This window comes from Alcaligenes sp. DN25 (genome assembly GCF_023674485.1).
Lineage (GTDB): Bacteria > Pseudomonadota > Gammaproteobacteria > Burkholderiales > Burkholderiaceae_B > Alcaligenes > Alcaligenes phenolicus.
Genome location: NZ_CP098408.1, coordinates 1287145 through 1299561, shown reverse-complemented (window position 1 = coordinate 1299561; position 12417 = coordinate 1287145). Strand labels below are relative to the sequence as shown.

The 12417-nt window shown below is 53.7% G+C and carries 8 protein-coding genes; 6 read left to right on the top strand and 2 right to left on the bottom strand.

Annotated features, from left to right (window positions below; translation table 11 throughout):
* The first annotated feature begins 4 nt into the window (after nucleotides 1-4).
* From NBV64_RS05920 to NBV64_RS05910, 3 genes are read left to right on the top strand one after another with little or no spacing between them, the layout of a single operon-like run.
* Complete coding sequence (locus NBV64_RS05920; RefSeq protein ID WP_250756876.1) at nucleotides 5-2167, top strand: hypothetical protein; 2163 nt, start codon at nucleotides 5-7, stop codon at nucleotides 2165-2167.
* Nucleotides 2167-4686, top strand: coding sequence for a lytic transglycosylase domain-containing protein (locus NBV64_RS05915; RefSeq protein ID WP_250756875.1), 2520 nt, complete (start codon nucleotides 2167-2169; stop codon nucleotides 4684-4686). Before NBV64_RS05920 ends, NBV64_RS05915 begins: the two co-directional genes overlap by 1 nt.
* 2 nt (nucleotides 4687-4688) lie before the next feature.
* The gene (locus NBV64_RS05910) at nucleotides 4689-7244 is read left to right on the top strand and encodes a hypothetical protein (RefSeq protein WP_250756874.1); all 2556 of its coding nucleotides are present in this window, start codon (nucleotides 4689-4691) and stop codon (nucleotides 7242-7244) included.
* Between the two features lie 11 nt (nucleotides 7245-7255).
* On the opposite strand, the gene NBV64_RS05905 is transcribed toward NBV64_RS05910, so the two are convergent.
* Complete coding sequence (locus NBV64_RS05905; protein WP_250756873.1) at nucleotides 7256-7570, bottom strand: hypothetical protein; 315 nt, start codon at nucleotides 7568-7570, stop codon at nucleotides 7256-7258.
* Nucleotides 7571-7693: 123 nt separating this feature from the next.
* On the opposite strand from NBV64_RS05905, the gene NBV64_RS05900 reads away from it, so the two are divergent.
* Complete coding sequence (locus tag NBV64_RS05900) at nucleotides 7694-9946, top strand: hypothetical protein (RefSeq protein ID WP_250756872.1); 2253 nt, start codon at nucleotides 7694-7696, stop codon at nucleotides 9944-9946.
* Between the two features lie 32 nt (nucleotides 9947-9978).
* Here NBV64_RS05900 and NBV64_RS05895 read toward each other — a convergent pair whose 3' ends face one another.
* A complete protein-coding gene (locus NBV64_RS05895) occupies nucleotides 9979-11091 on the bottom strand; it encodes a hypothetical protein (protein ID WP_250756871.1) in 1113 nt (370 codons plus the stop codon).
* 218 nt (nucleotides 11092-11309) lie between these two features.
* Between NBV64_RS05895 and NBV64_RS05890 the strand changes: the two genes are divergently transcribed.
* Nucleotides 11310-11534, top strand: coding sequence for a hypothetical protein (locus NBV64_RS05890; RefSeq protein WP_250756870.1), 225 nt, complete (start codon nucleotides 11310-11312; stop codon nucleotides 11532-11534).
* Nucleotides 11518-11976, top strand: a complete 459-nt coding sequence (locus NBV64_RS05885; RefSeq protein WP_250756869.1) for a lysozyme — start codon at nucleotides 11518-11520, stop codon at nucleotides 11974-11976. The genes NBV64_RS05890 and NBV64_RS05885 overlap by 17 nt, the downstream gene beginning before the upstream one ends.
* Nucleotides 11977-12417: the final 441 nt, after the last annotated feature.

Here is a 12417-nt window from a genome sequence, read left to right as displayed (position 1 = left end):
GGCAATGGCAACTCGTATTCCAATCCCTCTTGGTCAGCAGCGTCAGTCAACGCCGCTGGGTATGCCTGCTGCTCGTGCACCTATGGTTGCTGTTGAAGACCCTACAGGACGCGCTGTTGCTGGACTGGGCCAAGCAGTTGGCCAGATCGGCGATGCAGTTAAGCGACAGCAGAAAGAAGACGCAATCGCTTGGGTTTCCAAGGCCAGCAGTGACGACCAGATTAAATGGATGCAGCGCATGGTCGAGCTGCAAGAAACCGCAGAGGCTGGTGCTCCCGACTTCACGCCGCGCTTTATCAAAGAGTTTGATGACTACGCCGCCCAGGCTGTAGAAAACGCGCCCGAGTTTGCGCGTGCTGCTTACCGCGAAAGCCTTACCCGTCAACGCACACAGTTCGGTGGCAACGCCATCAGCTTTGAGGCAACGAAGCGCAGTGAGTACATTGTGTCTCAGTACGGTACCGGCCTGGACTCCGACTCACGCTCCATTGCGCTGGAGCCATCTCTATATGACGAACGCCGGGCATTGCGACTGGCTGCGCTGAATGAATCGACCCTGCCCGCATCAGTCAAAACAAAGCTGATCGGGGACGCCGAAGCTACCATGGCCTATGCCGCTGGTGCGGCGATGATCGACCGGGACCCGCACGGAGCCGTAGCAGCAATGGAAGCTGCGTCCCGTGGCGAGGCCGTGAATGGATTCCGCTGGATCAGCCGCTTGGACTCTGACCGAATCCAGCAACTGCGTACCCGCGCCCAAACCCAGGCTGACAGGATTGACAACAAAGCTCGGATTGAGCAAGACAAGGCGGATGCTCGGGGCCAGCGTGCCATTGGTGAAATTGATCGCCAGATCTCGACTGGTGTGCCTGCTACCGCTGATGACATGCTCCGCTGGGCGTGCATGGTTGCTGGAACCGACTACGAGCAATCATACCGAGACATGCTCAAAGGTCAGCAGGAAGTGCAGGACGTGCTGCGTATGCCCATTGCAGAGCAACAGGCATATGTACTGCAACGCCGAATGCAGCAACAAACTGCCGGCGCAAATCCAACGGCCATTGCCAACTTGGACCGAGTAGAACGTGCAATCCAATCGAGCAGCAAACTGCTTCAGGAAAACCCGCTGGCTTGGGTGGAGCAAAGAGCTGCACAGCCTGTGGCACCGCTCGACTTAACCCTGCTGGCAAGCCAGGACGGAATTGCCGTGGTGGGCCAGCAGCTGCGCGACCGCTCGGATGTTATCCGTGGCATGCAGTCGCAAAACCCACCTGGCGTGGTGAGCATGCGCCCATTGCTGGATGCGGAAGCTCAAACCCTGACAAATGCGTTCAAAGAAGGGAATGCTCGGCAGAAGCGCGAAGTACTTGGGGCGCTGTACTGGGCTGCCGGTGAGCCTGATACCTTTCAAGGAATCGTGGAGCAAGTGGATGGGATAAACCCGTTCATGGCTCGCATGGGGCGGCTGGCCAGCAGCTTTGAGCAATCCAAGCTGACAAACTATTGGTTCAGTGAGGACGTGGTGCAGTCTGCCGGGGATGCGGCAGCTACCGCAATCCATGGGGATGAGATCCTACGCGCAGGCGGGAAGGCTGGAACAATCAGCTATCCAGTGCCGAAAGACAACGAGTTTGTGCAGGCCCTGGAGGAAAAGGTGCAGGACCTCTATCGAGGCTTGAGTGCTGGCAGTAGCGCCGCAACCGACTTCATGCAGGACACCTACGCTATCAAGGCTTATTACGTAGGCAAGGCCGCGCAGGATGGCAGTCTCGCCCCGGATGTGGATACAGATCGGTTGGACCAAGCGATTACGGCCGTGATTGGTGCCCCGGTCGATTTCAATGGCCAAGGCCGAGTCCTGGCCCCCTGGGGTATGGACTCTGATTCATTCACCGCCAGAGCCAACTCTGCTATCAACCGCCAAATCCAAGAGCGGCAACTGGGCTCTGACCTGATCCAATCAGCAGATAACATCGGCCTGATCGCCGTTGGATCTGGGGTTTACGCAGCTACCTTAGGGGATCAACCCCTGATGGATCCATCCACTGGCGACCTGATCATCATTGAGATGTCTCCGGACGCAGACTCTGGGCGTGATTCTTTTGGCGTATCCGCCTCGGATCTAATCCCACGCCAACCGAGCAACATTACGGGGGCGACAGAGTGATGCGATCTGATCAGAAGCGACTGCAAGCCCTTCGTGACGCGGCCAAAACCCCGTCTGAGATCCTGGTCAGGTCTGAGCCTGGGGTGTTCTCCGGCGCGGCTTCGGCAATTCCACAAGGGGTTGTGACCGGCGTTGCGCAGGTAGAGGGGCTTGTTGCTGGGGTGGCTGAGCGTGCGTATCAACCGGTGCTGAATGTTCTTGAAAGCGCCACGGGTATTGAGCCTTGGAACCCATTCACAAGTTTGCGCGGCCAGGCTGATGTGTGGGCACAGCAGTACAAGCCAGATCCAATGACCACAGGTATGGTCGGCCAGATCATGTTTGATGTGTCCCGCGTCTTAACTCAGGTGGGTGTGGGTACAGCCGCCAGCTTGGCTACGGGTGGTACAGCCACGACCGCAATGCTGACAGGGGCCGCAACAACCGGCACGGCTACAGGCCGAGCCACCTTCCAGGACATGACAGGCAAAGGTGTCGATCCTGGGACCGCCGCAAACATCGGGTTCATTGACGCTCTTACTGTTGGCGCTGGTGTTGCTATGCCAGCCTCAATTGGCTTTAGGGCATTAGCCACGCCTCTGAGCCTGGCCGGGGTGGGGTTAAGTCGCGGCGCATACTACGGCGCGAACGTGGCCTATGGCGCAGCTGCCAACGTCGCAATGGGAGCTGCACAGCGTGGCGCTACCCATGAGCTTCTGCAAGCAGGCGGTTACACGACAATGGCTCAGCAGTACTCACCACTGGATACAGCATCAGTGGCTGCCGAGGCAATTCTGGGTGCTGCATTCGGTGCAGTCGGCGCACGGGCCGGGTTGCCCAACGCTGGGGAGCAGGCCGCCATTGATGCCGCTCTGACTGCGCGTGACGCTAAGCACGCTGCAATCGACACCGCCCCAGGCGTACCGTCTGATCCAGCATCGGCTGCGGCACACAGCCGATCAATGGGTACAGCCACACAACAGCTGTTGAGTGGTCAGCGTGTGGATGTGGGCCAGACTGGCATCGAGGATGGCTCATTCGTCACCCGGCCACGTTCTCCCGAGATCTCGGAAACAGCACGAGCTGAGTACCTGATGGATCTGCCGCCAGCCGCCCGATACATACCCAGCGACCGCCTCACGGCTATGCCTGTGGTCAGTCGTACACGTTTGCGGTTTGATGCCCCTGAGCTCAATGAGTACGCAGCCCAGGTCGAGCAGCAATATGACCTGCCGCCCGGCCTGATTAATGCGCTGAAAAATGCAGGCGAGCGCAGCAACAGCAACCAAGTCAGCCCAGCCGGTGCTCGTGGCGTGATGCAGTTCATGCCGGAGAATCTGCGTAAGTATGGGGTTACTGACGCCTCTGATCCTGTTCAGATGATAGACGCCGCTGGGCGTTACCTGCGCGACACTATGCGCCAGTACGGCGGCCATGTTGATGCGGTGATCGCCGACTACAACGGTGGGCCACGCCAAGCCAGGGAAGTCCTGGCAGGACGGCGGCCAAAGGCAAAGGAGACGCAGGACTACCTGCGACGGGTTCGCCAGTGGCTGGGCCGGGAGGGGTCTGGGCGTGGTCAAGATTCGGGCATGCCACGGCAAGCCGCCGAGTCTGGCGCCATCGTTGAGCCGATGCCTGTTATCCGGCCAGAACAGGCCAGAGCAGCCCGCGCGATCGATGTCGAGTTGGCGGCTCTGGACACTGAGCGCGCACAAGTCCTGGCTACTGCCGGGAACGAGGCAGACCTGGGGCAGATTGCTCAGAAACGCTCGGAGCTGCTGGACCTGCAGGCACAGCGCAGCACTTTGGATGAAACCGACGTGCGCCCCCTTGCAAAGGAGATTCAAGCCAGCACTCCACGCACCAGCTACAAAGAAGCTCTAGCCATGGCCCGTCGCCAACGGGCTTCTGAGACGATGGAGCTGGAATCACGCATAAATCGGCTGGAAGGCGCGCTGCGTGAGAATGCCCAAGCAAACCAAGCCGCTCAGCAGTTAGCCCGAATCGATGAACAGGCCGCCGTACTGCGCGAAAACCGGGCCATGATTGAAACGCCTCCACTGGTTGAGCAGCCGTTACCCGGCGCTGTGCGGAGCGCTTTGTCTGAAATGGGTTCTGCTGAATCCGGCGTTGCGCCACCTCCAGCAGGTCAGGCCCCAGTCCCTCCCCGGCCCCCTACTGCTGGTCAACCGGGTGCAGGACAGGCCCAGCTAGGCCAGACCCGTGCTCCCATGCTTCCACAAGAGCCTACCCAAGCAATCGATGCTACCAGCGCGACAGATGGGGCACCACCTGCACGCCAGCAGACACAGAGTGACAGCCGCATCATCAATACAGCTGATGACGCCGAGACTCAGGCCGGGCTTGCTCTGCTGGACGAGCAAGGCGACATCGTTGTTCCGATGGAGCTGGAAAACGGTGAAGTCGTAAACGTATCCCTACGCCAAGCTCTTGCCGAAGCAGACGCTGAACTCAAATACAGCACACCCGAAGCATTCAATGCTGCCGTGGTGTGTGCAATGACCAAAGGTGAATAACAATGCGCGCTGAATGTATTGATGCTGTTTCCCGTGCTCTGGGTCGCCAGATAACCCAGGCCGAAGCGACGAATATTGAAGCCCGTATCTTGCAGGCGATGCGCAAGCTGGCCAGCCAGGACAGAGCTAACTGGGTGGGCATGACGGAAGGTGACCGCTTTATGGCTGCTGCTGACCTTGCCGCACGAGACGTTGCAGCTGATGCTGCGCTGAAACGACGCCGGGTGGCACTGACCGCCTTGCGCCATGATGCCGTCCAGAGCTATCTGCGGAGCTCCACTCATAATGAAATGGACTCCCTCAAGCGGATGCTGGCGTTTTACAGTGATGGGAAAAGCGGGACTATCTCTGTCGAGAGTGCAGCAAAAGCCATCCGTGACGATGCGCTCGGGTCTGTACTGGATGCGTTGGAGACTACCAAGGGCGGCCTGCTTGGGGTGTTCACCAATAAGCAGGGCGTACTGGATCTGGTGACTGAGCTGCGAGGGGGCGACTCTGGCAACCCATTGGCCAAGGCTGGGGCAAAACAGTATGCCGAGACAGCCGAGCGCCTGCGTCAACGATTCAACCGGGCAGGAGGGAACATTGGTCGGCTGGAGGATTGGGGTATGCCGCAGTCACATAGCCAGCACTTGGTGGCAAAGGCTGGGCAAGATCGCTGGATTGCGGACGTTGTTGGGAAGGTTGATCGGGAGCGCTACACAAATCCGAACGGAACCTTGATGGACGACACCCAGCTTACAGAGTTTCTGAAAGAGGCCTGGAACACCATTGCTACCAACGGTGCGAGCAAGATTGAGCCAGGCAAGCCCACCGGCAACGGTATGCGCGGAAACCGTGGCAGCACTGAGCGACAGATTCACTTCAAGGACGCTGAGTCTTATATCGAGTATCAGCGACAATACAGTGAAACTCCCATGCTTCAGTCCATGCTGAACCACATCGACATGATGGCGCGGGACATTGCCTTGGTCGAAGCACTTGGGCCAAACCCAAACAATATGATGCGGTACTGGATAGACAATGCTCGCAAGTCTATGGCTGATCAAGATCCAGTATCAGCTAACAAGATTGAGAACGAGGCGACCCGGCTGGAAACCTTGTACAACGAGATCTCGGGAGCAAGAAGTCTGGCGGTCTCTGATTCGTTGGCGTCAGCCTTCGATACTTACCGCGCACTGAATGTGGCAAGCCGTCTTGGCTCTGCCGCTTTGACGGCCATATCGGATATTGGTACCCAGACGATGACGGCTATCTATAACGGTATTCCGGTAACCCGCCTTTTCATGAATGAGCTGCGCAGTCTCAATCCTGCCAATAAAACGGATCAACGCACAGCGCTGCGCGCAGGTCTTGGAATTGACCAGTTCATTGGCTCAATTAACCGCTGGGGCGTTGATGGCCTTCAACAGGATGCGTTTGTTTCTGGACGAATGGCTCGGTATGCCCAAGGAGCAGCTGCCGGACTTATGAAATTCTCTGGGCTGAACGCTTTATCACGTGCTGGGCAGCAGGCCTACTCTTCTGTGATGATGGACAGCCTGGGCGAAATGTCTCGCACCTTTAGCCAAATCGGTGATGCAAAGACGGGTAAGTTCCGTGAGTTGGCTGAGCGTGCCAAAGAATACGGGATCACTGATACCGATTTCGCTATTTGGAAACTCGCCCAGCCAGAGGACTGGCGCGGCATGGGGGATACGGTACTGACAGCACAAAGCATTTACCGGGTGCCGGATACGGCATTGGACCCGCTGGCCAGTCAGTTGGGTGTCACGACTCAAGCGCTACGCGATCAAGCTGCCACCCGCATGATGGCATTTGTTAATGGCGAGACGAGCATGGCTGTGATCGAAACTCCCACAGCGCGTGAGCGTGTCGCCATCTATGGCCGATTTGGTAAAGAGCGCGGTAGCTTGCCTACAGAGCTTTACCGCTCCGCTATGCAGTTCAAAAGCTTCCCGATTGCCATCATGATGCGGCACGGCCAGCGGGCAATGGGGCAAGCAACTGGAGTCGGCAAGGCCTCGTATGTTGCCGGGCTTGTCGCTCTTACGTCGGTCTTTGGTGGCCTGGCTGTGCAAGTCAATGAGGTTGCGTCAGGGCATGATCCCCTCGATATGACAGATCCACGGTTCGCAGGAAAGGCATTTCTAAAAGGTGGTGCGCTCGGCCTGTACGCTGACTTCCTTTTCTCTGATCAGACACAGTACGGATCCTCGCTGGCAGGTACGCTTGGCGGGCCGATCCTGGGTGATGCTGATGATTTCCTAAAGCTGACAATGGGAAATATCCAGCGCACAGCGGAAGGCAAGGACACCGATACCGGCGCACGGGCTGTGCGCATGCTCAAAGGCAAAGTCCCCTTCGCCAACCTCTGGTACACAAAGGCCGCAACTGATCGGATGATCTTCAACCAGTTGCAGGAGATGGCCTCGCCTGGCTATCTACGCCGCATGGAGCGTCGCGCCCGAAAGGAGTTTAAGCAGGAGTACTTTGCATCGCCCGACGGCCGCAGGTTACGTGCGCCAGATCTGAGTAGGGCTGTAGGGCAAAGATAGTTTTTTGATTCCTAGACTTTAATGATCCCTGCAGGACGGGGGGCATCCAACTTCGGTATTTTAAATAAATCCAGTAAATCCTTGTGAAGCCTTGAAGCTGCGTTTTCATAAAGGTGTGCAACGCTGCTCACCCGTTGATCATGTTCAGATTCGCCATCTTCCTGTTTGGCTGCATCTTCACGTAAGTCACCAGCTGCCTGGATAGTTTCACCAAGTATGGCATCCAATTCTTCCTGAAGATTAGCAGCCTCCCTCTCTCCTTTACGATACCTTTCAGCCTCTTCTAATACTTTATGAATTCTGGGGAATAAATTTTCTCGGCTCACTCATCCTCTCCTATCGTTAATCATGAAATGATTGAAGACTATAAGGCCTAAGCATTTTTCGCATCAAACTACGCACGCGCGCGTAGACCATGGACGGCATTATCTCCCCAGATTGTGCCTACCATGACAGTTTCCTCAGAACAGTCTCGTATTCAGTATGCCACCGATGGTGTGGCCATTTCTTTTCCTGTGCCGTTCCGATTCCTAAGTGGACTGCATTTGCGCGTGTCTTTCGCCCAAGGTGATGACGATGCAGTTGAGCTGGTGCCTGGCCGGGATTTTGACGCTGTAGGGGCCGGCAACCCCTCGGGCGGTACCGTCACAACCTATACGGCCTATCCCGCTGGTGGATCAATTGCGATTGAACGTGTTGTGCCAATTACGCAAGAGACTGCTTATCAACGGAACGATCCCTTCCCTGAGCGCGCGCATGAGCAGGCCTTAGACAAGCTGACAATGATCTGTCAGATGCTGGGGAGCTACTTCGGTCTAACACCTGGCTCTATACGCCGAGCCTTGCTGCTGGGAAAACATGATCGAGATGGTCACGGTGCTTATCAAGCTCGCAACAATCGGATTACTGACTTAGCCGATCCACACACAGATACCGATGCTGTAAACCGACGCTCCATGTTCTCATTTGTTGTCGAGTACGTAGATCGCGCGATTGCGGGTGTCAGTGGTGGATTTGGATGGTTTTTACAAAAAGGTCTTGGTGCCATCTATCGCCCCTTCCAAGACAAGATGCGTGATGTCGTGAGCGTCCGTGACTACATAGCGACACCCGTCGACGGGGAGACTAGCAACCAGGAAGGCATTGTGGCTGCCGTCGCAGCTGCAATTGAGTTGGGTGCAAATCTTAATTGGCCTGCAGCAGATGATGACTACATCAGCACTGAGAATATTCCGGGATTCCATCGTGTAAGGCACATCGGACGCGGGGTGATTCGTCGCGGGGCTAACCGATGGCATATATCCCCGGGGGATGCGGACACAAACACCCTGCACGTTGCAGTATCCGGGTTGGAGCTAAATGATGGTTTATCTCCTGACAATCCATTAGAGGCGAAAGCCGCTATGGCTGCGCTACTAAATTGTGGGCCGGTGCTCAATGGTGATTGGATTGTTTCTTTCGCGGCCGGAGATTATCAATCTTTGTCGTTGAGCCTACCGAATGTAAAAATGGCTGGTAAAAAACTATTAAAGCTTGTTGGCCCACCAGTTTCAAAGATGTCCCAGCCTCTTGCGACGCTAGATGGGCTCGGAAAAATATCTTTCGGTATTCGTGCAGGTGGACATAATTGTGTTGAGTTACGAGACATTTTTCTTACTAGATACCGAGAGTACGGATTCAATGGTTCAGGGCAAGGCCTGTGGTTCTTAAATAATGTCCATACAAGGGATTGTCGTACCGGTATCGGAGGCGAGAATAATGGGCTTCTTTTTGTTTCTGGTGGTGTGCACGACTTAACAGCGGGGTTTTCAACTTCCTCCGCAGAAACTCACCGGATACTTTCCCGATTCTTGGTAAAGCACGCAATTGGTTACTCATATGATGAGAACACCGGTAACCCTATTATGGATCCGCCAGAGCACATGCCTGTTCTGCGAGGAAATGCACGGTCAGGAGGGTCACGGGGCATGCTGGCTCAAGAGCTTGCTACGGGTCACGTAAATGCTGATGTTAGTGAATTTGCATACGGTATTGACGCTCGAGTTTCATCAAGAGTTCATCTCGATGCTAACTCAATTGTAAAGAAAAATAGTATAGGCGTAAGGGCACGGTATGGTTGCGACGTGCAAATACAGCCAGACGTTGATTTTGGGTTAGGGACTACCGACGAAAATCTGACAGATAACGTTGTTTTTGAAGGTGGGACTGATACAGTTTTTTCACAGTCATTTGCTTACCTGGAGCAGCGCGTCGCGGTAAATAAAGTAACACACACGGTTACTGGCACTACTACAGCGAAAACCGTCGGAGGCACTTTACACACGCTTCGTGCACGTGACTTTAAGAGCGATGGTGGATTGCGTCTCCGCCTATCAGGGGTTGTTTTAGGGGCCAGTGGAAGAAAGACATTCTCCCTCATTTCACGAAACTCCACTGTAGCTTCAGCCGTTGTTCCCACAACAGAAACTGGACAGTTTGTAATGGAGCTTTCATCTCGAGTGAAGTCTCCTGGTGCGCAGCAGAGCAGCTCATGGTTCGTGATTGGTGGCGGCTCCGGGTCTCCAGGGTCCAGTAGTTGTCGAGCTTTGCCCACAGCCCTGCCGTGGGGGGCGCTGGAATCGCCCCTATCTCTCCGAGTAGAGCTAGAAAATGCAGCGGATTCAGTAGTCATAGAACATATTGAGCTATGGCGGCTGGGATGATTGCGTGATCATACTTAAAGATAATATTTTCTTCATACATTATGGCCCAATACAATCTCTTTGGTTTCGATTGATTTTAAATTATCATTCCAGATTTTTTTAACAAAAAATACTATTGATAATTTTTTTATTCTATTTAGATTGCTTATCTCAAAGCTAATCTTTTTTTCTAACTGATACCAGATTGATTTTATTCTTTTTCCGTCTGCTATCAAATAAAACGCAAATTCATTATCGGTTTCATTGTTATCATCTATCTCTGCTGTTACTTTTGATTTTTCAATGGTGTATTTGTATCCATAGTCTGATTTTCCGCCTATTTTTCTTATTTTTTTTATATTTGGTATTTCCTCTTCGTATTTTTTATTACCAAGCATAATTGATTTTAGAATTTTAATTTCAGTTTCTTTGGGTAGTGGGTTGTGCCCCAACTCATGATCTGAGTATTCTATGAAACTAGCTTCTCCGGGGCCATGATAAGTCTTTATAAACGGCAGATAGTGATTTTCATAATGATGTTTGTCATCTATATTTTGTGTGAAAATTAAATTATGCGAGCACTTGTAACTGTTTCTGTTAATTCTCTCCGAGTAGATTTTTTCTATCTCATTGATATCTTCAGTCCCTATCATTGCTTTCGACATTTTAATAATAAATTTTCTCCAGTATTTAAATGCATTTGTTTGTGCATTTCCTATTACCGTGGTTACTGGAGCCGATTTTATTATCATTGCGATATTTAAAGCTGGTATTCCGCCAGCGGATGTTCCATAGAGAATAATGTTTTTATATGAGTTTTTCTTCTTTATGTAGTTCTCTATTAAAACCCCAAGATCAGCAGCAAAGTGTGTATCTCTATTTCCAGCAAACCAAGCTATGGTTATTTCGTCGTTGTATATCATTGCCGGATCTGACAGGATCAATATATCTGATTCCAGGTGTTCGGCAAATGTACTTCTCATGAAAACCGGGACTGTTCCGCCTCTATTGTTCATTCCAGGGAAAAATACAATTAAGGATTTGCTGTTTGGTTTTTCATGAAACTTAACTGGATAAATTACTCCAGATTTCGATACGTAAAATGGATCTTCGCCAGAATAGTCCAATCCACTTTCTATATCGAAGAAAACTTTTCCTTGTTTCATTTTTTTTCTACCCGAATGAACCTGATTTTAACTGCCCTAATTGATGTCACGATGCTGTCTACCCGCCTTAAGCGACGATTTTAGCCAGAGAGACATGAAATGACACCTTGTCGACTGCTGTTTTAGAAGGAGGCTGCTGATTGCGGCTTTTTTACGTCTGCTGCTTATGCAGCGCTTTACGGGAGACAGCCATGCCGACCGTTAGATGGGGAAAACGAATGTTTGATAACGATGCCGCCCACTTGCCAATAAGCACGGGGTCCGCGCTTGTCATTTACGGATGGACAGCGCAAGAAATCATTCTTTCCATGTGGGGAGCTTACGTATTCATGTTGATTGTTGCCAAGCTGCCCGAGTTTACGCGCTCTTCGTTTCAGATTGTCGCGTTCCTGGGCAAGCGCTGGGAGCGATTTAAGGAGTGGAAGCGTGGATCTAAAAACTAAGATCGGCACAGGGGTAATTGCGGCCGCGATTGGTCTGGTAGCTACATGGGAAGGGCGTTCACTGGTGGCCTATGTGGACCCGGTGGGCATCCCGACTATCTGCGACGGCTATACCCATGGCGTGAAACTGGGCGATGTGGCCGCACCGGAACGGTGCGACGCCCTGACCGAGCAGGAAGTGCGCAAGGCCTTGGCAGTGGTAGACCGCTCTGTGCCACAGCCTTTGCCGGATGGTGTGCGCATTGCGCTGGCCAGCTTCGTCTACAACGTGGGGCCTGGAGCCTACGGCAGGTCCACACTGTTGCGCAAGCTGCGGGCTGGTGATCTGGCCGGGTCCTGCAACCAGCTACCGCGCTGGGTGTATGCCGGTGGCAGGAAGCTGCGCGGCCTGGAGCTACGCCGAGAGGCTGAGAGGCAGATATGTCTATCCGATCTGCAGTAACGGGGGCTGCTGTACTAGTAGCTCTTATTTTTGGAGCGTTCATCTATGGAAAAGGGGAGTATCGCAATGGTTATGCGGACTCCCAGCAGGACTCCAAAGACCTAGTGCAGCGTGTTGAACAAGGAATGCAATATGAGAAAGAGAAAGCTGACGCCCGGCTTCGGGCTGCGGTACTCGCACGTGAAGCAGCTGAGCATGGCCTGGCCGCTGCTCGCGGCAGCCTTGACGGGCTGCTCCGCACCCATGGCCGTGACCCCACGAATCCCACCACCAGCACCCGAACTGATGGAGCCGACCCCGACTGGATCGGAGGTTTTGCGGCGTGCTACGCACAATATGGAGAGCTGGCATCAGATGCTGCTGTCTGGGCAGACCGAGTGAATGGGCTCCAAGACTGGGCTAGAGTAGTGCAAAGGAAAACTCATGAAACTCCGTGACACC